General features: G+C 59.3%; 27 protein-coding genes, 1 tRNA gene and 1 other RNA gene. 15 read left to right on the top strand and 14 right to left on the bottom strand.

Annotated features, from left to right (window positions below):
* Positions 1-5: 5 nt before the first annotated feature.
* Positions 6-347, top strand: a complete 342-nt coding sequence (locus tag H8L67_RS07335) for a DMT family protein (RefSeq protein WP_220379197.1) — start codon at positions 6-8, stop codon at positions 345-347.
* Positions 348-456: 109 nt separating this feature from the next.
* On the opposite strand, the gene H8L67_RS07330 is transcribed toward H8L67_RS07335, so the two are convergent.
* Positions 457-852, bottom strand: coding sequence for an endonuclease domain-containing protein (locus tag H8L67_RS07330; RefSeq protein ID WP_220379196.1), 396 nt, complete (start codon positions 850-852; stop codon positions 457-459).
* 245 nt (positions 853-1097) lie between these two features.
* Here H8L67_RS07330 and H8L67_RS07325 point away from each other — a divergent pair, with 245 nt between their 5' ends.
* Positions 1098-1862, top strand: a complete 765-nt coding sequence (locus H8L67_RS07325; RefSeq protein ID WP_220379195.1) for a sulfurtransferase — start codon at positions 1098-1100, stop codon at positions 1860-1862.
* On the top strand, positions 1859-2008 hold the full coding sequence (locus H8L67_RS07320; protein WP_220379194.1) for a hypothetical protein: 150 nt from the start codon (positions 1859-1861) through the stop codon (positions 2006-2008). The genes H8L67_RS07325 and H8L67_RS07320 overlap by 4 nt, the downstream gene beginning before the upstream one ends.
* A 65-nt stretch (positions 2009-2073) precedes the next feature.
* On the opposite strand, the gene H8L67_RS07315 is transcribed toward H8L67_RS07320, so the two are convergent.
* Positions 2074-3909: a DEAD/DEAH box helicase gene (locus tag H8L67_RS07315; RefSeq protein WP_220379193.1), complete on the bottom strand. Its 1836-nt coding sequence runs from the start codon at positions 3907-3909 to the stop codon at positions 2074-2076.
* Between the two features lie 147 nt (positions 3910-4056).
* Between H8L67_RS07315 and H8L67_RS07310 the strand changes: the two genes are divergently transcribed.
* On the top strand, positions 4057-4806 hold the full coding sequence (locus H8L67_RS07310) for a hypothetical protein (protein WP_220379192.1): 750 nt from the start codon (positions 4057-4059) through the stop codon (positions 4804-4806).
* Here the strand turns inward: H8L67_RS07310 and H8L67_RS07305 are convergent.
* Genes H8L67_RS07305 through H8L67_RS07295 form a run of 3 tightly spaced genes read right to left on the bottom strand, consistent with a single transcriptional unit; the run spans position 4803 to position 7410 of the window.
* Complete coding sequence (locus H8L67_RS07305) at positions 4803-5240, bottom strand: barstar family protein (protein WP_220379191.1); 438 nt, start codon at positions 5238-5240, stop codon at positions 4803-4805. The genes H8L67_RS07310 and H8L67_RS07305 overlap by 4 nt on opposite strands.
* On the bottom strand, positions 5237-5644 hold the full coding sequence (locus H8L67_RS07300; protein ID WP_220379190.1) for a guanyl-specific ribonuclease: 408 nt from the start codon (positions 5642-5644) through the stop codon (positions 5237-5239). Before H8L67_RS07300 ends, H8L67_RS07305 begins: the two co-directional genes overlap by 4 nt.
* Positions 5641-7410, bottom strand: a complete 1770-nt coding sequence (locus H8L67_RS07295; RefSeq protein WP_220379189.1) for a M14 family zinc carboxypeptidase — start codon at positions 7408-7410, stop codon at positions 5641-5643. Before H8L67_RS07295 ends, H8L67_RS07300 begins: the two co-directional genes overlap by 4 nt.
* Positions 7411-7521: 111 nt before the next feature.
* Here H8L67_RS07295 and H8L67_RS07290 point away from each other — a divergent pair, with 111 nt between their 5' ends.
* The 4 genes from H8L67_RS07290 (at position 7522) to H8L67_RS07275 (ending at position 10704) form a co-directional block, all read left to right on the top strand.
* The gene (locus tag H8L67_RS07290; RefSeq protein WP_343222354.1) at positions 7522-7836 is read left to right on the top strand and encodes a GNAT family N-acetyltransferase; all 315 of its coding nucleotides are present in this window, start codon (positions 7522-7524) and stop codon (positions 7834-7836) included.
* Complete coding sequence (locus tag H8L67_RS07285) at positions 7836-8669, top strand: RsiV family protein (RefSeq protein ID WP_220379187.1); 834 nt, start codon at positions 7836-7838, stop codon at positions 8667-8669. Before H8L67_RS07290 ends, H8L67_RS07285 begins: the two co-directional genes overlap by 1 nt.
* Before the next feature lie 96 nt (positions 8670-8765).
* Positions 8766-10070: a nucleotide sugar dehydrogenase gene (locus tag H8L67_RS07280; protein WP_220379186.1), complete on the top strand. Its 1305-nt coding sequence runs from the start codon at positions 8766-8768 to the stop codon at positions 10068-10070.
* A gap of 124 nt (positions 10071-10194) precedes the next feature.
* Positions 10195-10704: a hypothetical protein gene (locus tag H8L67_RS07275; protein ID WP_220379185.1), complete on the top strand. Its 510-nt coding sequence runs from the start codon at positions 10195-10197 to the stop codon at positions 10702-10704.
* Positions 10705-10707: 3 nt separating this feature from the next.
* Here H8L67_RS07275 and H8L67_RS07270 read toward each other — a convergent pair whose 3' ends face one another.
* Both H8L67_RS07270 and H8L67_RS07265 read right to left on the bottom strand, forming a co-directional pair.
* Positions 10708-11832, bottom strand: coding sequence for an inorganic phosphate transporter (locus H8L67_RS07270; RefSeq protein WP_220379184.1), 1125 nt, complete (start codon positions 11830-11832; stop codon positions 10708-10710).
* A gap of 10 nt (positions 11833-11842) precedes the next feature.
* Positions 11843-12469 (bottom strand): DUF47 domain-containing protein, encoded by a 627-nt coding sequence (locus H8L67_RS07265; RefSeq protein ID WP_220379183.1) that lies wholly within the window; start codon positions 12467-12469, stop codon positions 11843-11845.
* A gap of 133 nt (positions 12470-12602) precedes the next feature.
* On the opposite strand from H8L67_RS07265, the gene H8L67_RS07260 reads away from it, so the two are divergent.
* Complete coding sequence (locus H8L67_RS07260; RefSeq protein ID WP_220379182.1) at positions 12603-13100, top strand: hypothetical protein; 498 nt, start codon at positions 12603-12605, stop codon at positions 13098-13100.
* A complete protein-coding gene (locus H8L67_RS07255) occupies positions 13093-13599 on the top strand; it encodes a hypothetical protein (RefSeq protein WP_220379181.1) in 507 nt (168 codons plus the stop codon). Before H8L67_RS07260 ends, H8L67_RS07255 begins: the two co-directional genes overlap by 8 nt.
* Before the next feature lie 55 nt (positions 13600-13654).
* Here H8L67_RS07255 and H8L67_RS07250 read toward each other — a convergent pair whose 3' ends face one another.
* The 4 genes from H8L67_RS07250 to H8L67_RS07235 form a co-directional block, all read right to left on the bottom strand.
* A complete protein-coding gene (locus H8L67_RS07250; RefSeq protein ID WP_220379180.1) occupies positions 13655-14167 on the bottom strand; it encodes a hypothetical protein in 513 nt (170 codons plus the stop codon).
* 10 nt (positions 14168-14177) lie between these two features.
* Positions 14178-14750 carry a hypothetical protein gene (locus H8L67_RS07245; protein ID WP_220379179.1) on the bottom strand — a complete coding sequence of 191 codons (573 nt, stop codon included), beginning with the start codon at positions 14748-14750 and terminating at the stop codon, positions 14178-14180.
* A 43-nt stretch (positions 14751-14793) separates the two neighbouring features.
* Positions 14794-15684: a pepsin/retropepsin-like aspartic protease family protein gene (locus H8L67_RS07240; RefSeq protein WP_220379178.1), complete on the bottom strand. Its 891-nt coding sequence runs from the start codon at positions 15682-15684 to the stop codon at positions 14794-14796.
* A gap of 154 nt (positions 15685-15838) precedes the next feature.
* Positions 15839-15928: transfer RNA gene (locus H8L67_RS07235), tRNA-Ser, on the bottom strand.
* 104 nt (positions 15929-16032) lie between these two features.
* Between H8L67_RS07235 and H8L67_RS07230 the strand changes: the two genes are divergently transcribed.
* The gene (locus tag H8L67_RS07230) at positions 16033-16440 is read left to right on the top strand and encodes a DUF6165 family protein (RefSeq protein WP_220379177.1); all 408 of its coding nucleotides are present in this window, start codon (positions 16033-16035) and stop codon (positions 16438-16440) included.
* On the opposite strand, the gene H8L67_RS07225 is transcribed toward H8L67_RS07230, so the two are convergent.
* Positions 16416-17480, bottom strand: a complete 1065-nt coding sequence (locus tag H8L67_RS07225; RefSeq protein WP_220379176.1) for a glycosyltransferase family 9 protein — start codon at positions 17478-17480, stop codon at positions 16416-16418. The genes H8L67_RS07230 and H8L67_RS07225 overlap by 25 nt on opposite strands.
* Before the next feature lie 28 nt (positions 17481-17508).
* On the opposite strand from H8L67_RS07225, the gene H8L67_RS07220 reads away from it, so the two are divergent.
* Positions 17509-18252, top strand: a complete 744-nt coding sequence (locus tag H8L67_RS07220) for a 3-deoxy-D-manno-octulosonic acid kinase (RefSeq protein WP_220379175.1) — start codon at positions 17509-17511, stop codon at positions 18250-18252.
* Positions 18249-18995, top strand: coding sequence for an MBL fold metallo-hydrolase (locus H8L67_RS07215; RefSeq protein WP_220379174.1), 747 nt, complete (start codon positions 18249-18251; stop codon positions 18993-18995). The genes H8L67_RS07220 and H8L67_RS07215 overlap by 4 nt, the downstream gene beginning before the upstream one ends.
* A gap of 8 nt (positions 18996-19003) precedes the next feature.
* On the opposite strand, the gene H8L67_RS07210 is transcribed toward H8L67_RS07215, so the two are convergent.
* Both H8L67_RS07210 and ffs read right to left on the bottom strand, forming a co-directional pair.
* Positions 19004-19405, bottom strand: a complete 402-nt coding sequence (locus H8L67_RS07210; protein ID WP_220379173.1) for a VOC family protein — start codon at positions 19403-19405, stop codon at positions 19004-19006.
* 59 nt (positions 19406-19464) lie between these two features.
* Positions 19465-19561: signal recognition particle sRNA small type (gene ffs, locus H8L67_RS07205), an RNA gene on the bottom strand.
* 272 nt (positions 19562-19833) lie between these two features.
* Here ffs and lexA point away from each other — a divergent pair.
* The gene (gene lexA / locus H8L67_RS07200) at positions 19834-20466 is read left to right on the top strand and encodes a transcriptional repressor LexA (protein ID WP_220379172.1); all 633 of its coding nucleotides are present in this window, start codon (positions 19834-19836) and stop codon (positions 20464-20466) included.
* Between the two features lie 3 nt (positions 20467-20469).
* Positions 20470-21075, top strand: a complete 606-nt coding sequence (gene imuA, locus H8L67_RS07195; RefSeq protein ID WP_220379171.1) for a translesion DNA synthesis-associated protein ImuA — start codon at positions 20470-20472, stop codon at positions 21073-21075.
* Positions 21076-21081: the final 6 nt, after the last annotated feature.

The following is a 21081-nucleotide window of genomic DNA, read 5'->3' as shown; positions in this document are numbered from 1 at the left end:
ACCCCATGTCCGGCACCTTGAAGTTCATCCTGTTGCTGACGGTGTCGAACGTCTTCATGAATTTTGCCTGGTATGGGCATCTCAAATTCAAAGGCAGCCCGCTGTGGCTGGCCATCCTCGCCAGCTGGGGCTTGGCCTTGTTCGAATACACCTTCATGGTGCCCGGTAACCGCATCGGCGCCATGCACCTTAGCCTGACGCAAATGAAGATCGCCCAGGAATGCATCACCCTGGCCGTCTTCGTCGTCTTCGCCTATTTGATGTTCGGCGAAACTTTGCGCTGGAATCACCTCGCAGCCTTCGCCTGCCTGCTCGCTGCCGTTGCCTTCACCTTCGCCTTCAAATAAATCCCCTCTTCACCGCTCTTCCCCTCTCCACAAAGTGGAGAGGATGGCGCATAGCGCCGGGTGAGGCGCTCTTGCCGTTGCTTTTAGCGGTTGCCACCAATAAAGCGCCTCATCCGCCCCTTTCAGGGGCACCTTCTCCACTTTGTGGAGAAGGGAGGAGCAGGTGGCGATGAATTTCCTCCAGCACTTCGCTCTGCCGCAAAAACACATCGTCATTCCAAAACCGCAATACGCGCCATCCTTGCTGGCACAAATAACGCCTGCGCGCGTAATCACCGGCGACCGTGTGTTGACCGCCGTCCAACTCGATAACGAGCTGCGTTTCGAAACAGACGAAGTCTGCGATGTAAGGACCGATCGGATGTTGACGTCTGAACTTGAAGCCAGCCATGCGGCGGTCACGTAGATGGAACCAAATCAGTCTTTCGGCATCGGTCATGCTTTTGCGAAGACGCACCGCACGGTGGTGGGTGATGGCCTTTTGGAGATTCGTAGCGTTTTCCATGCCGCTAGGATTCATCGCGCAAGGGCATTCAACTATCGGCAGACGCCTGTGCGCGCGTAAGAATCCTCCCCTTTGCAGCCTTTCCCCTCTCCACAAAGTGGAGAGGGTGGCGCGGAGCGCCGGGTGAGGCGCTGTTGCCTTTGCTTTTCTCGGCTGCTGCTTAGAAGAGCGCCTCATCCGCCCCTTTCAGGGGCACCTTCTCCACTTTGTGGAGAAGAGGGGAGCTCGGGCGGTAAAATGTTGGGATGATTCTGAATATCGCGGCTTATCACTTCGTTGACATCCAAGACGTGCCTGAAACGGCTGCGTGGATTTGTTCGCTGTGTGAGGCGCATGACTTGATGGGCACGGTGTTGGTTGCGCCGGAAGGCGTGAACATGTTTCTCGCCGGCGTGGAAAAGGACGTTGACGATTATTTGGCCGCGGTGGACGCCGATGCGCGTTTCAAGGGTTTGGTGGCCAAGCGCAGTTGGAGTGAGACCGTGCCGTTCCAGCGTCTGAAGGTGAAGCAGAAGCGCGAGATCATCTCGTTTGCGGGCCGACCCGCCGGGACGGGTGAAGCGCGAAGTGCTGCCGTGTTGCCCGAAACACTCGCGCGTTGGTTTGCGCAGGGGCATGACGATGATGGGCGGGAAGTGGTGATGCTTGATACGCGCAATCAGCAGGAGATCGCATTCGGTACGTTTACAGATGCCGTCACTTTGCCCATCGACAAGTTCAATGATTTTCCGGCCGCGGTCGAATCCGTGCGTGAACGGTTGGAAGGACGGCGCATCGTGAGCTTTTGCACGGGTGGGGTGCGCTGCGAGAAGGCCGCACCGTTTCTCGAATCAGCTGGATTTGAGAATGTCACGCAGCTTGAAGGTGGCATCCTGCGTTACTTCGAAGACGTGGGTGGCACGCGTTATACCGGCGGGTGCTTCGTGTTCGATGAGCGTGTGGCGCTGGACCCGGCGTTGAAGCCGATGGAAGGGGTTAAGTTCGCCTCTAGTAAGGACGGTCCGGCATGAGTTGGGTGGCGATTGCCGTTCTGGTCTTGATGCTGTGGCTGGCGATGAAGACGATCAGTTTTGCGATCAAGCTGGCCTTGTGGATCGGGATGGCGGCGGTGGCTTATTGGTTGTTTGCGCAGGCTTTTGGGTTGCCGTTGCCTTAAGTAGAGCGCCTCATCCGCCCCTTTCAGGGGCACCTTCTCCACTTTGTGGAGAAGGGAAAAAGAGGTCAGTATTTTTTGCCGCCGCCGAACTTGCCGCCGCCGAATTTCTTCGGGCCGCGCGGGGGGTAGCCGCCTTCGCGTTGGCCGAAGCCGCCTTCGGGCTTGCCTTTGCGGGGGCGGAAGGACGGGGCGTTGATGTCGTCGTCGGTGGCGAGGCGGAGTTGGATCGGGCGGCCGCCGACGCGCACTTTCTTCATGTACGTGAGCAATTCGTCCGGCATGCCTTTGGGCAAGTCGACCAAGGAATAGTCGTTGCGGATGTCCACGCGGCCGATGTGGCGTGCGTCGATTTCCGCTTCGTTGGCAATCGCGCCGACAATGTTGCCGGGCTTCACCATGTGGGCGTGGCCGACATCGATGCGGAAGGTTTCCATCGGGACGTCGTCGATCGGGCCTTCGTTACGCGGTGCGCGCGGTTTGCGTTCCGGGCGATCACCGTCGCTGCCGAAGCGTTCCTTGCGGCTGGCGCGTTCCGGATGGTCGGACGAGAAGCCTTTCGCCGAGGCCGCTTCTTCGCGGGCATCCAACAACAAAGGCTTCTTGCCTTGCACCAAGTGCGCGAGCGCGGCCGCAATTTCCGACATCGGAATATTGCGTTCGCGTTCGAACTGCTCGAGCATTTCCTTCAATTTTTGTGCGCCTTCCGATTCCAACGCGGAAGTCACTTTCTCGAAGAATTTTTCGACGCGGCGTTCGTTCACCGCGGCAACGGTCGGCAAAGCCATCGGTTCGATGGTTTGGCGGGTGGCGCGTTCGATTGCACGCAACATGCCTTTCTCACGCGGCGTCACGAACAAGATCGCATCGCCCTTGCGGCCGGCACGACCGGTACGACCGATCCGGTGCACATAGCTTTCGGTGTCGTAGGGGATGTCGTAGTTCAACACGTGGCTGATGCGTTCCACGTCGAGACCGCGTGCCGCCACGTCGGTGGCCACCAACACATCAATGTTGCCGTCTTTCAGGCGTTGAATAGTGCGCTCGCGCGCCTTTTGATCCATGTCGCCATTGATCGCCGCCGCGGCAATACCGCGCGCCGACAACTTTTCCGCCAACTCTTCGGTACCGATCTTGGTCCGCGAGAAGATGATCATGCCGTCGAAAGGTTCGGCTTCAAGAATGCGGGTCAGCGCATCCAACTTGTGCACGCCACTCACCGCCCAATAGCGCTGGTTGATATTGGCTGAAGTGGTGGTGGTCGACTTGATGGTCACTTCCACCGGCTCACGCAAATAGGTTTGCGCGATGCGACGGATCTGCGCCGGCATGGTCGCCGAGAACAGCGCCACTTGGCGGCCGTCCGGCGTCTTCTTCAGCACTTCTTCGACGTCGTCAATGAAGCCCATGCGCAACATTTCATCGGCTTCGTCGAGCACCAGCGCTTTCAAGGCCGACAGATCCAACGAACCCTTGTTGAGATGGTCGATGACGCGACCCGGGGTACCCACCACCACATGGGCACCGCGCTTGAGCGCATTGAGCTGCGGGGTATAGCTTTGGCCGCCGTAAATCGGCACCACATTGAAACCAGGCAAATGCTTGGCGTACTTGTGGAAGGCTTCACTGACTTGAATGGCGAGCTCGCGCGTCGGCGCCAGCACCAAGACCTGGGTCTTGTTGATTTTCGGATCGATGTTGGACAAGGTCGGCAACGCGAAGGCGGCAGTCTTGCCGGTGCCCGTTTGCGCTTGGCCAAGCACGTCGCGCCCTGCCATCAACGGCGGAATCGTTGCCGCCTGAATCGGCGACGGGGTTTCATAGCCCACGTCGCTCAATGCTTTGAGCAGGCCTTCGGAAAGACCCAGATCGGTGAAGGAGGGGGGTGCGGTTTCTGTACTCATGGGTGGTGCCTCGTGCGAAGGGAAGGACACTTCGCGGGCACATAGTGTACGCCTCAAAGTGAATGGACGCTTGAACGGGCGTTCAAAGTGATGTGGCTTTCACGCCGATCCCCCTAAAAAGGGCAGGAATCCCAAGGAGAAGCCACCATGTCCGTACGCCTGTTGAAGACGAGTCTGCTTGCGCTTGGCGCGATGTCATTGTCGGCGTGTGTCAGCCTGGGTGGCAACTACCCTTCGAACGGGGGAGGGTATGGCCAGAACTATCCGGGTCAGGGCTACCCCGATAACCGCTATCCCGACAACGGCTATCCGACCAATGCGCCGTTGCAAACCGAGAACGGTACGGTCGAATCCAATGACCCTAACAACGGCCGCTTCCGACTGCGCACCACGCGCGGTGCCTATCTCGAGCTGGTCTACGACCGCTACAGCCGCCTGATTTACCAAGGCCAGCAAGCCGATCCGTCGGGGTTGGAACGCGGCGATGGCATCCGCGTGCAGTTCCGCGCCATCGGTGATGGTCGCTATTACGCACAGGACATCGAAGTACTGCGCAATGTGCGTGGCGACACTGGCTCGAGCCTGCCGGGCACTTACAACGGCGCGCGCTCGCCGACGGTGGCCAATGGCATCACGGGCGCCGTCGCCCGCAACAATGTGCAGGCCAAAGTGTTGGAATACACCCGCGGCGGCTACACCGGTACGCGCGAATACGTGCGCTACGACCCATACACCATCGTGGAATATCAGGGCAGTCGCGTCGCCCCCTCAGGCCAGCGCTACACCGCCGACCAATTGGAAGCCGGCGACATGATCCGCATCGATGGTCGCCCGATGGGCAACGAGGTCTTGGCCGAACGCATCATCGTGACGCAGTCGGCCCAAGCGCGTCGTTAATGATGCGGGCTGCCGTTCACGACATAGGTGCGGAACGGCACTTCCGATGCGGCCCAATTCACATGGGCTTGGGTCAGGATCTCGCGCAGCATGTGCAAGTCATCCTGATCAGAGCGCGCCGCCTGATCCTGCGTTTTGAAGACCACGGCAAAGCCCGATCCCGGCAACCATGACAAATCGTTGATGGCGTCTTCAAAGGCGTCCCAGTTGAAACCGAAGTTTTCAAAATCCGGATAACGCATCCCTTGGGCAAACGCCTGCAGCAAGGTCTGTTTGTCCAGCGAGCCGCGCACCAACACCTCAATCGGGGTGATTTCCAGCTCTGCACAGGCCTTCAACAGGTCGGGCACCTGGTGGCGGTCAATCAGGCTGATGGCATGACCATGCAGCAGATCGGGCGGTGCAAAGGGCAGGGCGTCGTCTGAAGCGGTCATGGCGTGATTTGCTGGAAGCTGCGGTAATGGTCGGCACTGTAATACCAAACCTCGGGCGGATCACCCCCGGTCACGATGCGGCGCGCCCCGCGCGTTTTCGCACCCGGCGTCGGCACGGTGTACTCGTGGTAGTAGCCGCGCGGCTTCTGTGGCAGCAAACGCTCGCGATTCTCAAACACCACGCCATCGCGTCGGTAGGGCAGCTGCTCACCGTTGCGAATCTTGCGCAGCGTCTCAATCGCTTCCGGCGGCAGACCCTGGGTATCAGTGTTGGTGCCGCGCGTTTCCGTCGGCGTGGTTTGCGGGAAAGATGGCGGTGTCGGCGCCGGGCGCAAAAACAGCCAAGCCGCCACCAGCGCCGCGAGCACCAGCATCACCCAAACATTGTTCGAAGATCGCCTCATTTGGTTTTCACGTCAGTGCGCAGGACGGGGTAGAGGTTGTAATTGCGGTCGTAGGCGGCATGACGGCGATAGAAGAAATCCAAACGTGCCGACGGCGATTTGGCGAAGGCGGGATCGCTGGCCAGTTTCGCTTCAAAGGCTTTTTTCAGCCCCGGGTCGCGCGCGAGCATCTTCTCAGCTTCTTCTTCGGCCACATAGGCTTCCATGTATTCCTTGCTTTCGAAGGCGTTGTTGAACACGCCCCATCCGACCAAGGCGTCCGGCGCCATCGGTTCAAACAAGTTGATCACCACGCGCGCCAACGGCTGATTGACGGGAACGAACAAGCTGCCGGCCGGAATGTTCATACGTTCGTTCTTCCAGTCACCCGTCAAGCTCAAACGCTGCCGACCCTCAAACGAATTCTTCGCAAACGTCGCGCTCTCGGCACGGAACGACTCAACCGGCGCCGAGGCTTCCGCGGCCTTGCGCACCGAGTAGGTCACGCCATGCGCGTCCAACACAGGTCGCACATACGGCGCCCAAGCCGCCAACACCACATAGCCCGACTTCGGCGCTTGCACAAAACCCTCTGGCGACACCTTGTCACGCAAAGGCACGGTCCACACCTGCGGTTTGGTCTCGTCGTAGCGGGTCATCAAGTCGCCGGAAATGGGTGAGCGTGTGCGCGTGAAGGCATAGCCGAGGAAGTCGATCGGTCGCGCGATGTCACTGGTCTTGTATGTGACCGGTACGCGGGTACCGCCCATGTCCGCTGCGCGAGCATCCGCCGCCGCCATTCGCGCCTGCCACTTGGCACCATCGCGTGCGGCCGCCTTCACCAGACCGATGATCGACGTGCGCGTGGATGCCACACGTTCCGGATACGTACGCCAGGAGTGCGTCTCGACCAAGATACCGATGCGATTGCGCAGCACGAAATAGCCATTGGAAAAACGCGGCGGACTCACGCTATCAGTAAAGCCCGAATCCGGATCCTCCGAATCATCAAAGCTCGGATAGAAATCCACCGGCTTGTTGCCCGCGGCCGACAATTCCGCAATCACCGAGTCGCGCACGGCACGCCCCAGCACCTGTTGATCCGCATCACCGGAATTCACCGGCTCCGCCGTTATCGAAATGTCGTGCTGGAACTTCGCCCCGTCAGTGACATGCAAATCCATCTCGGCAGCCGGATCCCATGTGCGCACCAGACCCAACATCGCCCGCATCTCCGGCGCATCGGCTTTCAAATAATCGCGGTTCAAATTGAGCCGTTGCGCGGTGGTGCGAAAGCCCATTTCTTCAGGGCCGCGCTGATTCGGCCGGTTCCACGCACGAAAGTTCTCATGGCCATCGACGTTGAACACCGGCACAAACACCACTACCACGTTTTTCAACACGTCGGCGCCAAGCTCGCCGTCCAGCATCTGCCGGAACACTTGGAAGCCCGCATCTTTGCCGTCGATTTCACCGGCATGAATGCCGCCCTGAATCAACAACACCGTTTGCTTGTGCGCACGGGCCGCATCAGGCGTGAGATACCCCGCCGGCGAAATCACCATGCGCATCTGCGGCCGCCCTTCCGGCGTGGTGCCGAAACTGGCGCAGTCGACCTTGCCGGGGTAGTGCGTTTCGAAGGCCTCGCACAGGGCGATGGTTTCGTCATAGCGGCCGGTCACCTTGAATCCGCTTTTCTCCGCCGTCGTGCGCAGGTCGGTGGAACTCGCGGCCCACAACGGTGTCACAGCACAAGTGAGGCCAAGCGCGAGGACGAATTTCTTCATGTTTCGAGGTTCCAAATCGGGCAATCCGGAGTGTAACGGGTGTTTTCTACACACAACGCTCACATTCTCTAGATGTGACGTTGTTGAGAATAGCCCCATCAATTCGGGTCACTGTGGCCGACGCAGACATCCCCAGAGGAAATCATGACTTCGAACATCCAACATGACACCGCACGCCGCCGCTTCGAGACCGAGGTCGACGGGGTGACCGGTTATCTTGAATACAGCCTGCAAGGCGACGCGCTCTCAATCGACCACACCATCGTGCCCAGCGAAATCGGTGGCCGTGGCATCGCCGGCGACTTGGTCAAAGCGGCCTTGGAACACGCACGTGCGCAAAACCTCAAAGTGATACCGGCCTGTTCTTACTCTGATGCCTATATGCGCCGGCATCCCGAATACGAAGCGCTGCGGAAAGCCAACTGATGCCAGTAAAGCGTTTCAAGCAATACCTGCTCGGCGGGTCGCTGGCGGCCACGCTCTTGCTGAGCTTGGGGGGCTGCAAGAAAGACGGCGCCACACCCATGCAGGACCCGGCAAAGCCCGCTGCGACGACCGCCGCCGCAGCCGATGTCGCCTTGGTCGACATCATTGAACAAAAACCCACCTATCTGATCGGCATCACCTTCCCGAAAGATGTGGCGATCCCGGTACCGTTGAAGGCTGAGATCAAAGCCTTCGCCGATGCCTCGCGTGACCGCCTGATCACGGCCGCGAAAGACATCAAACCGGGCGCCCCCGGCTCGCCCTACGACCTCAGCTTGGAATTCCGCGAACTGCCCGGACAAAGCACCAGCGTGCGCACCTTCTCGGCCGACGGCAGCATGTACACCGGCGGTGAGCATGGCAACGCACTGATTCGACGGTTTGTTTGGGATATTGCCGGGAATCGATTGGTGACCTCCGATGATCTGGTGACATCGCCAGCTGGGTGGGCTGCTGTCTCGACTTTTGTAAAAGACGCGTTACTGAAGCAAGCACAAGCGCGATTCGAAGAGGACAAACTGTCTGATGCGGAGAGTGCTGTCTTGTTAGCCCAATTGACACCATTGGTTGAGGCGGGCACACAGCCCTCAGCCGAGAACTATCAGGACTTTGAGCCATTGTTGGACGAACAAGGAAAAGTCATCGGCGTCACATTCATTTTCCCACCCTATCAAGTCGCTGGATATGCCGACGGAGTGCAGCGGGTGGACGTGCCGGCAAGTGTGTTTGCCGACTACCTTTCGCCGGAATCAAGACGACTTTTCAATCCATAGACCCGGTGGATGTGTCGCGTCGGTCATAATTGTGCCTTGTGCCGAACCTTGACGTGGGTCGGTCGACTGGCGACTGGGGTTTGAATGACGCGACCAATGGATCTCAACGATGTGCGCATAGCAGTAGTGGGCTTGGGGTACGTGGGTTTGCCGCTTGCGTTGGCTTTCTCTCGCAAATTCAAAACGATCGGCTATGACATTCAAGAGGCGCGCGTCGAGGCGCTCCGCAGTGGCGACGACGCCACGCTCGAGGTAGCTGCCACTGAACTTTCTGAAGCAACACAACTCAGCTTCAGCAGTGTTTTAGACGACATTGCGCAATGCAACGTATATGTCGTAACGGTGCCGACCCCGATTGATGATGACAAGCGACCGGACCTCTCGCCACTTGTTCGTGCATCAGAAGCCATCGGTCGTCTCTTAAAGCCAGGGGACACCGTCATCTACGAGAGTACCGTTTACCCGGGGTGCACCGAAGAGGTGTGCGTGCCGGTATTGGAACGATGCTCAGGTCTCGAATACGACGGCAATGCCGGCAGTGGCGACTCACGCCAGAGCTTCTCCGTGGGGTATTCGCCTGAGCGGATCAATCCTGGCGACAAGTTTCATCGAATTGACTCAATTACAAAAGTCACATCGGGCTCTAACCCTGATGTTGCGGATTTCGTTGATGCGCTTTACGCAGAAGTGGTCACCGCAGGAACGTTTAAAGCATCGTCGATCAAAGTCGCAGAGGCTTCGAAAGTCATCGAAAATACCCAACGCGATGCCAACATCGCATTGGTGAATGAATTTGCAAAAATATTCAACCGGCTGGGTATTGATACAGAAGAAGTCCTTGACGCGGCAGCGACCAAGTGGAATTTCCTGCCATTCAAGCCAGGATTGGTCGGCGGGCATTGTATTGGCGTCGATCCGTATTACTTGATCCAAAAAGCGCAAAGCGTTGGTTATTACCCGGACCTGCTAATTGCGGCGCGTCGAAACAACGAGAGCATGGGTCAATATGTTGCTGATGAAACCATCAAATTGATGGTTCGCGAAGGTATCAATCCCGTTGGTGCGCGCATCTTGATACTTGGTTTGGCATTCAAAGAAAACTGTCCGGATCTGCGCAATACACGTGTCTTGGACATCATTCGGTCCCTTCAAGATTGCAATGCGAATGTGGATGTCCATGACCCTTGGGTTGAACCTGCCGAGGCGGCAAGGGAGCATGGAATCGATCTGGTAAGTTCGCCAGCGCTCAATAGCTACGATGCTGTCGTCATTGCTGTCGGCCACCAAGAGTTCAAATCAATGGGCGCGAAGGGCGTCCGCGCTTTCGGTAAACCGGAACGATCGGTGATCTATGACGTCAAACATGTCTTGTCGCGAAGCGAGTCAGACGGTCGCCTTTGAGGAATAGGCAGAAAAGTGCCACCGAACTTTTAGTTCGGACGTCAGCCTGAATTTTTCAAGCGCTTGTACTTTGTCCTCGACTTCGTCATGATGCCGCCTTCGAGGGAGACAACCGGGCAATTTCATGAAGCTTTTCAATGGCGCCGTGGCTGCGGCACTTGTGTGTGCGTGTGCGACACCGTCTGTGGTGCGGGCGGACCAAATCAAGGACATGGCGGAGAAGGCCGGTTTCACCCGCTGCAAAGTCGAAATCGACGATATCGAAAAGCGCTACCTCGCCGATGCGCGTGATAGCAGCGCTGACGCCAGCGACGTGAGCAAAGGCGATAGCAAACCCTTCGTCGTCGCGGTGGCGGTCTTGGATGAAAAGGGCGAGCGCACCCAGTTGCATGTCACCTTCGTGCCGCGCGGTACCTCTGGCTGTGACTATGTGCTACTCGAAACCCGCCATGTGCCGCAGCATTGCAACACCGCATTGCAAGCGCGTGAGGGTGGCTACAACTACGTCGGGCCTTGGGGCGAGGGCATGTCGGCAATGCAGGACACCGACGGGCACGACGGCTTTTTGTTCACCCCGTCGGCCGATGTCGAGTCTTGTGTGGTGACGCGCCGGGAATTGCAGTTCGGCAAGTAAGGTCTACGCCCAGCCCAACCGTTCCACCAGTTTGTAAAGCAAATACGCCACGCTGGCTGCGGCCGGGATCGTCAAAATCCACGCCCAAATGATGCGTTCAATGACGGTGATCTTGAGCGCACGCGGATTCTTGCCAAAGCCCACGCCCATGATCGCGGTCGAGATGCTGTGGGTGGTGGAGACCGGCATGCCGAAGTGGGCGGCGGTCACCAGAATGGTGGCCGAGGCGGTTTCCGCAGCGAAGCCGTCGATGGGCTGCAGTTTCACCATCTTGTGGCCGAGGGTCTTGATGATGCGCCAACCGCCCGCAGCGGTACCGGCGGCCATCACCAGGGCACAGGTGGCAATAATCCAGCTGTCGATATGGGCGTTGTCGCTGCTGCTCGGATGCAGGAAGGCGAGCCACGGCGGCAGGGTGTCGAGCGTGCCGGCGGCTTGGGCGCCGAACAGGGCCAGAGCAATGATGCCCATGGTCTTTTGCGCGTCATTGCTGCCGTGGGCAAAGCCCATGTAAGCGGCCGAGGCCAGCTGCGCTTTGCCGAAGAACGCATTGACCCAGCGCGGACGGCTCAGACGGCCGATCGGTCCCGGGACTTTTTTCAGGCCCGCGATGATGGCGTAGAGGAAGGCCAAAATCAGCACGCCGAGCAAGAAGCCCGCCAGTGGTGAGGACACCATCGGCAGCACCACTTTCCACAGAATGCCCTTGTTGTGGGTCCAGCCTTCTGCGCTGGTTTGGGTCCAAATCAGGGCATGCCAATTGAGATTCGAGGCAGAGAGCGCCGCGCCGCAGAGCCCGCCGATCAGGGCGTGCGAGGACGACGAGGGCAGGCCGAGCCACCAGGTGATCAGATTCCAGGTGATGCCACCCATCAGTGCACAGAGAATGACTTGCGACGTCACTTGCACCACGTCGGCGTCGATCAGGCCCGACGAGATCGTTTTGGCCACCGCGGTGCCGAAGAAGGCACCCACGAGATTCATCGAGGCGGCCAGCATCACTGCTTTGCCCGGGCTCAGCACTTTGGTGGCGACGACGGTGGCGATCGAGTTGGCGGTGTCGTGAAACCCGTTGATGAACTCGAAGACCAGTGCGGCGAAGATCACCAGCAGCAAGAGGGTCAGCATCGGCTTGGCCTCAGGAGTTTTTAAGGACGATTTGATAAGCGACGACGCCGGCTTCGCGGCAGCGGTCGATGGCTTTTTCCAAGATCTCGAAGAATTCCTTGAGCAGGAACATGTCGGCGGCATCGAGCTTGCCGGAATAGAGCTCGCGGTGCATTTCAAGCAGCAGGCGATCCGCTTCGGCTTCGAGCACGCGCAGCCGCTCGTTCAATTTGCTCATTTTTTCAAGGCGCATTGAACGCAATTCGCGCACCATCTCGACCACCACGCCGGCGGCTTGTTCAAGCATCACGCCGCGCGGTGCGAAATCGATATCGGCCAGATGGTGGCGGGCGAGGTCGTAACGGTCGGCGAACCGCTCGACCTGCTTCGGAATCTTGTACAGCGCCGAACCGAGGGATTCGATGTCTTCGCGCTCGATCGGGGTGATGAAGCTGTCGACCAAGGCGTGGTTGATTTTGTCGGAAGCAATGCGCTCGCGTTGGCGGGCAAGTTTGAAGGCATCGAGCGACGGCACGGCCGTCGGGTCTTTCAACAGGGCGACCAGCGCTTTGGTGCTTGCATGCGCGGCATCGGCCGCTTCGTCCAACAGGTCAAAAAACTGTTTGCCGGAACCGAAGATCGTCTGAAGTGAAAACATGGGCACGCCCGTGGCACTGAAGTTTGACGATTATATGTCACTCCAATTGGGGGATCGGAGTGGCTTTTTCATCATGGGTGCCTCTGACCCCCTGATTACCGCTATTCTCGGTCTTGAAGACAGGGGGAGCACGATGAAAGCAGTCTATGGGGCAGCACTCGCGGTCTTGGCTTTGGCCGGGCCGGTGCGCGCCGGCGAAGAGGAAAACGCCATCGTGGCCGCGGCCAAAGAAGATGGTTTCACCGCCTGTCCGGGCGACGTCGACAAGGTGGCACGTTTGGTCACCAGAGACCGTGAATATTCGTTCCATTCCATTCAACGCTCGGGAGAATGGGCGAACTCGTCTTGGTTCTTGTGGGTGGTGATCGACAAGCCCACGGGGGTCGAGCACGTGGGGCTTAATTTTGTTGCACAGAAAAACGGCCGATGCGCGCTATCGCAAACCGTGAATCGCGTGATTCCGAAGACCTGTGCCGAAGTGGCTGCCGGCAATCCGAAGTTTGCCGACCGCGGCATGATTTTGCAGGGCACACGCCTATATGAAGACGCATCGGTGCAGGTGTTGCTAACACCGGTCGAGGGGAAGACTCCGGCGTGCATGGTGACCTCAAGGGTGGAATCGTATGACTGACGCAGGAACGCAATGGATCCGACGCGGTGTGCGTACCTGCGTTACATTGGGCTTGTTTTCGCTGGCCATGCCGGGTATGGCGGGTGATTTGAGCGAGCTGATCGACAAGCGCGGTTTCACCCAGTGCAAGACTTTGACCAATGCGTTCGCCACCATGGTGCAAAACGGCGCGCAGCATGCGGATGGGGTGAATGTGTCCGCCAAGGATCCGAACGGATCGCCTCTGGGTGGATACATGGTGGTACGCCGACCGGGGAAACCGAACGTGCATGTGAATTTCGAGGTCAATGCGTTGCCGGGCGGCATCTGTACGATGCGGTACACCGAGTCTTATGTGGCGCCGCAGACCTGCGCAGTGGTGCAAGCCGCGAAGCCCGAACTGACACCCGTGGATGAATTCCCCGGTTCCACCCAAGTGGCAGACGGCAAGAGCCGCGACACCTGGTTCTTCACACCGGTACTGGAAGGCCGCGCCTGCCTAGTCTCAATGACCTGGTAATCCCTTCTCCATCCCCGATGGAGAAGGTGCCCCGCAGGGGCGGATGAGGCGCTCCTTACTGCGCACGCCCCCGTTTCATAGGCGCCGCCTTAACCCCATCAGTTTTTCGCTTATTCGCAGCGCGCAACTTCTCCAAATCACCCAAAACCTCTCCACCAGTAGCCCGCGGCACAGGCTTTTCAACAGGCTCAACCGTCAAATGCGCCCCAGGCGTCGCTTTCGGCGGAGCCCCTTTAATGCTGTAAGGCCCCGTCCACTTCGTCTGATTGAAACGCTTGTTTTCATGCGTCGTGATGACATATTGACGTTGCTTCAAATAGCTTTCCGCCTCACTCGGGCTGGCGTAGAACACCCAACACGAGCCGCTGCGATCGGCGCCCATGTCCGCGGCGATCAAACGTTCCATCGCATCGCTCGGCCCGCTGGGTGCTTGCAGTAACGCGGACATTTGATAGGTGCCGGCGGGGATTTCCACCTCGCACCAGCCGTAGGTGATTTTGTCGGACGCTGCCGCGGGAAGTGCGGTCGCCGCCAATGCCGCGGCGAAACTTGCAATCAGCAATTTCATAGGTGCGTCCTCAATAAGTCGACAATTTGCACTGCGCCAATGCGTAGCCTTGAGTTTGATTGCTGAAGACCCGCAGCGTCCAGTCGGTGCCTTGGAATGCACCGGTCTTGCTACGCACCAGCGTTGCAATGTCATCGCACAGTCGTTTCGCCTCTTCGGTGTAAACCGGTGCGCGCACATCGACTTCCTGGCTGATGTCGGTGATCTGGCAATCGCTGATCCACTTTGCATCACGCGCGACCAAACAGATTTGGCCGGCGGCTTTCACGATTTCCGGCGCGCGACCGTCCCGTTTCGGTATTGCCGGCGCGGCCGGTGTCGCATTGGCGTCGGCCTTCGGTGGATCGATGTTCGTTTTGTGGCCTTTGCTTGGGTTCCAGAAATACAACACCAGCAATGCGACGACGAGCGCAGCGGCCAGCTTTGCCCAGATCGGCGCCAGTTTGAACGAGTTCGCCACGCGCTCGCGCGGCGTCGGCGGCGGTGGCGTGTCATCGATGGGGGCTTGGCCGCAGCGTGGACAGACGGTGTCGTCCGGCGTCATGGTGGCCGTGCAATTCCAGCATTCGGCGGTCTGTTGCATGGCTTCCCCTGATAGCCCCTTTCCGGGAAGGATACACGCGGAATCAGGGGCCAGGTGCCGCCGCGCACACCGCAACCCGCTTTGAACGCTGGTCAATCAACACTTTGAAGTGTTGCAGTGCGTGCGCACCGACCAGAAGCTCGGGGTAGGTTTCAGACACACGAACTTCTTGATTTTCCAGTTGGACCCTGCCGAGCACGAAGGGGCCTTTCAAGGACGCGCGTGCGGTGTCGATTTTGGTGTTGGCAAGCGTGCCTGCTTCAGCACGCACCGGGTCTTTTCCGCCGACGCGCTCGAACAATGTTTGCGGAAGGACAAACGCGACATTCGCGCCGGTGTCGAGATTGCCTTCAACCGTGACTTGGCCAATTCGAACCGGCACCCGGAACGGCTTGGTGTAGGGCAAGCTGCCCGGCGAATCAGGCCTTAACGACAGCGAGCGGCTGAAGGACAAACGCTTGTTCGGGTAATCGATGATCAGCAAACCGTCGGCGAAAAATTCCCGCGCGATGATGCCCGAGAGCGCGGCCTCGGGTTTCATCTTGCTGCTGTAGTCGCGCGTGATGACTTGAAGGTTCGTGCGCATGAGTCGGCCGATGCGAAGCGACGTCAGATGTGTCGTGTCGACGGCACGCGTGTTCAATCCATCGGAGTTGAGTGCTTGTGCATCGAGCTTCAGCCCGAGGCGTTTGACGAGTGACGTATCCGCGCGGCCGAAATCACTTGCACCAGTATCAACGGCAAATCGAAATGGCCCTTGACCGTTGACTTGCGCGTCGATGTAGATTCGCCCGTCAACGACGTCGAAAGGTACTTGAACGTCGAAACGCGCCGGCGCAGCTGGCAATGGATCGCAGGCCGCGGTGGCCGCGTTGGCGAACGGGCTGGCAAGGCAGACGATGCAGGTAAACAGTACGCGTCGGCAGGAGTTCATGAGCGAAGCTCGAATGGGTTCGGCAGCCATTCTTTCACTGCGCGTCGCTGACGCGGGCATCGGGGCGACGAACTGCGCCTGGGTCCGATGAAGTGGGTCTAATCCGGCCTGAAAACAACAAAGCCCCTGATTGCTCAGGGGCTTGCTGTACATCTGGCGGAGAGGGGGGGATTCGAACCCCCGGTAGGCTCACACCTACGCCTGATTTCGAATCAGGTACATTCAACCGCTCTGCCACCTCTCCAGAATGGCCGTCTATCTTAGTCGGCCACGGCGTTTTCGGCAAGAGTGGGGGCTGTCCGGGGAGGGGTTTGGGTACACTGGGACCTTCGATTGCAGGAAGCCCCCATGTCTGAAATCCAAGTGCCCGTGTCTTTCGGCGAATTGCTCGACAAGATCGCCATCCTTCAAATCAAATCCGAGCGCATGAGCGACGCCGCCAAGCTGGCCAACGTGCGCAATGAATTGACGGCCCTGGACGCCACCTGGGCGGCCCATCCGGCGTCCCAGCAGGACATTGCCGCCTTGCGCGCCGATCTGAAGGCGGTCAACGAGCGACTGTGGGTCATCGAGGACGACATCCGTCTGAAGGAAAAGGCGCAGGCCTTTGATGACGAATTCATCCAATTGGCCCGCAGCGTCTATTTCGAAAACGACACCCGCGCCAAGATCAAGAAAGACATCAACCTCGCCTTGGGTTCGGCGTATGTCGAAGAGAAGTCGTATGAGGACTATCGGGCGCCGTCGGCCACATAACGTTCGAAGGCGGCAATGCCGTCTTCCACCGTGATCAGCTGCATGACATCCTCATGCTCGATCTTGGTCCCCCATTTGAGCTCGGCCGCCGGTTTGCCCAAATATTTGCGCGCGGCATCGTCGTAGCGGTCGACGCAATAGCGGATGTCCGAATACGGCCCGCTGCGTTTCGGGTTGCTGGCGGCATGCAAGCCCAGCACCTTGGTGCCCATGGCGTTGGCAATGTGCATCGGGCCGGAGTCGGGCGTCATTAACAAGTCGGCACGGGCGAGCAGTGCCGGCAGTTGTTTCAAGGTGTCTTTGCCGATCAGATCCAATGCGTCGCCTTGCATGGCCGCCAAAATGGCGTCGCCCATCTGGCGTTCGAGATCGGAGCGGCCGCCACACAGAATCACACGCCAACCGCGTGCCCTCGCGTGGTCGGCAACCGCGGCATAGCGCTCGGCAAACCAATTGCGTTTGACATGACTCGAACACGGCGAGATGGCCAGCACTTTACGGCCGTCTTCCGGCCATTGTTTGGCGGCCCATTCAAACGCGGCGGGCGGCACCGGCAACTTCCACTGCACCGGCAGCGGTCGCAGGCCGAGCGGTTCGACAAAGCTGCCGATCGCATCCAGCACATGGATGCCCGGGCGGTCTTCAATACGTGTATTGATAAAGAGTCCGTGCAAATCTTTCGAACGTGATTTGTCGTAGCCGACGCGAACCTTTGCCGGCACGAAAGCCGAGAGCAGATTCGCCCGCGCTGCAACTTGCATTTGCAGCAGTACATCGAACTTGCGGCCTGCACCCAAGCGTTCGCGAAATTGCCTTCCGATCTCGCGCATACCCTTGAAGCCCGACTGCTTGTCGTACACCACGAAGTCGACACCGGGCAGCCCTTCGAGCAACTTTTGTTCGCCACGCCCGATCAGCCAGGTGATGCGTGTTTGCGGCCACGCGGTTTGCAGTGTGTTGAGTAGCGGCAACACATGCGTGACGTCGCCCAAGGCGGACAGTCGAAGCAAACAAATCTCTTTCGGGGGTGCCACAGGCATGACGTATCCGGCTTGTTAAACTGGGGGGATGATGGGTGAAGCACAGCCATTGCAGTCCTTGGACTTCGCCGATGCGCGAGGGGCGGGACGCATTGTCTTCAATCCTAGTCTTGCACGACATCCTAAACCGGCGTGGTTTGATGCGTCGCATTGGGGTGAGGCGGCGAAGCCGGTCACTTCGGGCGGACGCGGCGCGGCATGGTTTGTGGAAGGGCCCTTCGGTCGCGCGGTGCTGCGGCAGTATTTGCGTGGCGGTCAGATGGCACGCATTTCGCGTGATGCGTATTTTTGGTCCGGTGAAGCCGGTGTTCGCAGTCATAACGAGCTCGCGCTGTTGGCCTTGATGCGTTCCCTGCAATTGCCGGTGCCTGAGCCGGTGGCGTCGATTCACTGGCGCAAGGGCATGGTGTATCGTGCGGCGATTCTGGTCGGCACCATCCCGCACACGCGCACGTTTGCCTCGGTGCTTGAGCACGGGCCTCGCGCCGAGCGCTTGTGGTCGCGCATCGGGATTTTGATCGCGCGCTTCCATCAAGCGCGCATCCATCACGCCGATTTGAACGCGCACAATGTGTTGGTGGATGGCGAAGGCTTATGCCACCTCATCGACTTCGACAAAAGCGAACGCCGGTTGAAAGGCGACAACGATTGGCAGGCGGAAAACATGGCGCGATTTGCACGCTCGGTACAAAAGGTGTGTGGTGAAGATGTTGCGTTGGCGGCTGCCGTCAATGACGCCGTGCAAGGCGCCTATCGCGAGGCCAGCCGATGAGTGAATGGCAACTGCGTTTGCATGGGGTCGGCAATGCATCTGCCGGGCCGGCGCTGGGTTCGGCAATGTGCACCATTGAGAAGGATGGCGCACCGTGGCTCACCATCGATTGCGGGCCGGAAGGCTTGACCCATTTTGTGGAGACGCACGGCGAGATGCCGCTCGCGGTGTTCATCACCCACACGCATTTGGATCATGTCGGCGGTTTCGAGCGGTTTTTCGTCGATAGTTATTTCAATCCGGCGCGTCGCGGGCAAGTGCGCGTGTATTGCCCGGTAACCGTCGTGCCCTTGCTGCACAAGCGTGTGGCCGACTATCCGAACGTTTTGGCCGAAGGCGGGGCGAATTTCTGGGATGCGTTCCAGTTGATTCCGGTGGGTGATGCCTTCTGGCATGAAGGCGTGCGCCTGCAAGTGTTTCCTGTGCGCCATCATTGGCCCGACAGCGCGTATGGCTTGCGCTTGCCCGGCAGTTTGGTCTGGACCGGCGACACGCGTCCGATTCCGGAAATGCTCAAAGCCTTCGCCGACCAAGGCGAATTGATCGCGCATGACTGCGCGTTGCACGGCAATCCGTCGCACACAGGCGTGGAAGACTTCGAAGCCGCTTATGACCCGGAGACGCAAAAGCGTTGCGTCCTGTATCACTATGCGTCGGTGGAAGAGGCGGACGCCTTGGCGGCACGCGGGCATCGCGTGGCGCGACAGGGCGAGGTGATTGCGCTGTCGGCGCCTGGCGGGTAGTTGCGGCTTTATTGCGCGGGCATACCGCTCATATGCAACACACCCCAGCCATGGCCATCGAGATCTAGGAAGCTGTGCGAGTACATGAAGCCGAGGTCTTCCGGCTTGTCGTAGGTGGTGCCGCCATGGGCGAGGGCGGTGGCGACCATCTCATCGACGCGTTCGCGGCTGTCGCAGCTGAGTGATAGCAGCACTTCAACCGATTGGCTCGTATCGCATACATCCTTCGGCGTGAAATCCTTGAACCGCGCGTGCACGAGCAGCATCACGTAGATGGTGTCACTGATGACGATGCAGGCGGCGCTGTCGTCACTGAACTGCGGATTGCGCTTGAAGCCCAGCGCTTCGTAGAACGCGACCGATTTCGGTAGGTCGGCGACGGGCAGATTGATGAAGATTTGGGTGCTCATGGCGCGTCCTTCAGGGGCGTGTGCATGGAATGCATCAGGCTACGCGCAAAAAGGTGATGGCCCCGCCAACGATCCTCGGCACCCACGTCACCTGATACCGTTGCTGCCTTCCGGCCCTGGCGGGGTTTTCAGGTTAGTGTCGCGAGGGGCCGACGGGGCCACCATAGACTGTTGCAGGAAGCGGAAAACCCGTCGCCGAACAGGGCGTGAAGGTTAGCATGATTCGTCGAAGGGCTCAATTTCGCGAAGTCTGCGCGCGGTGGGGATTGAACGCCGCCGTCTTTGGTTCTTCATGAATCCAGTCATTTCTCAGTTTCAGACCGCAAGTCTCTGATCTCAAACCGTCTCATCCTCTGAGATATTCCCGTGCCCAAATGAGTGCTGGAAAGTCCTTGCATTCGCCTTTCGAGGTAAATAGATTTTTACTCATGACCACCGATCTCACCCCCCGCCAACGTGAAGTCTTGGCTTGGATCCAAGCCCATATCGACACCGAAGGCGTGCCGCCCAGCCTGCAGCAGATTGCCGATGCCTTCGGTTTCGCCCAGGCCTGCGCCGCGCACAAACACGTGAAGCGTTTGCAGGCGCAAGGCTATCTGGAAGTGCGTGCCAACGAAGCGCGGGGCATTCGCCTGTCCAAAACCCGGCGCACACCGTCGCGTCTGAAGGTGCGCGAAGACCGCTTGCATTTGCCGGTGCTCGGGCGCGTGGCCGCGGGCGCACCCATCGGTGCGGATGCCGATGTGCACCGGCATGTGTTGCTTGATCGTGCGTTGTTCTCGCAAGCACCGGATTACCTGCTGCGGGTGCAGGGCGATTCGATGCGCGATGACGGTATCTTCGAAGGCGATTTGGTGGCGGTGCGCCGCGCCAGTGATGCACGCAATGGCCAAGTGGTGGTGGCGCGGATTGATGGCGAGATCACCATCAAGCGGCTCGAGCGCAGTGTCGACCATATCCGTTTGTTACCGCGCAATCCGGATTACCCGCCGATTGAGATTCCGCCGGGCAGCGATTTCGCCATCGAAGGCCTGTATTGCGGTTTGGTGCGGCCGGAGTAAGCCATGGCACAGTTGGCTTCCATTCCCGAACTGTTGGCCGACCGCCGCGTTTGGCATGCCGGGCAGCAGCAACTGCCCGGACCCGAAGGCGAAGGCACGGGCTTTGCCGCGCTTGACGCTGTTTTGCCGCAAGGCGGCTGGCCACGCAACGCCCTGAGCGAGTTGTTATTACCCGGCGACGGCGTGGGTGAATTGTCGTTGCTGGCGCCGTTGGTGGCACGGGTGACGCGCGCAGGGGGCGAGGTGGCCTTGGTGGCGCCGCCCTATGTGCCGTATGCACCGGCATGGCAGGCCATGGGCGTCGATTTGAAGCATCTGCATCTCATTGAGGCCGATGCCAAGCATGCCTTGTGGGCGTTCGAGCAGACCTTGCGCAGCGGCTGCTGCCAAGTGGTGGTGGGTTGGCCGCAGGCCGCCGACATGGCGTCTTTGCGTCGTCTGCAGGTGGCGGCTGACAGCGGTGCCTGCATGGGCTTTGCCTTGCGCGATCGCAAGCATCTGCAAAATCCCTCACCGGCGGCACTGCGTTTGGAATGCGTGGCACCCCATGTCTGGGCGGTGCGCAAATGCAAAGGCGCAGCCGCGCCCCAGGCTGTGGTGCAGTGTTGAGTTGAA

This window comes from Lysobacter soyae (assembly GCF_019551435.1).
Lineage (GTDB): Bacteria > Pseudomonadota > Gammaproteobacteria > Xanthomonadales > Xanthomonadaceae > Solilutibacter > Solilutibacter soyae.
The sequence above is the reverse complement of the archived record's forward strand: the minus strand, read 5'-3'. Positions and strand labels throughout refer to the sequence as shown.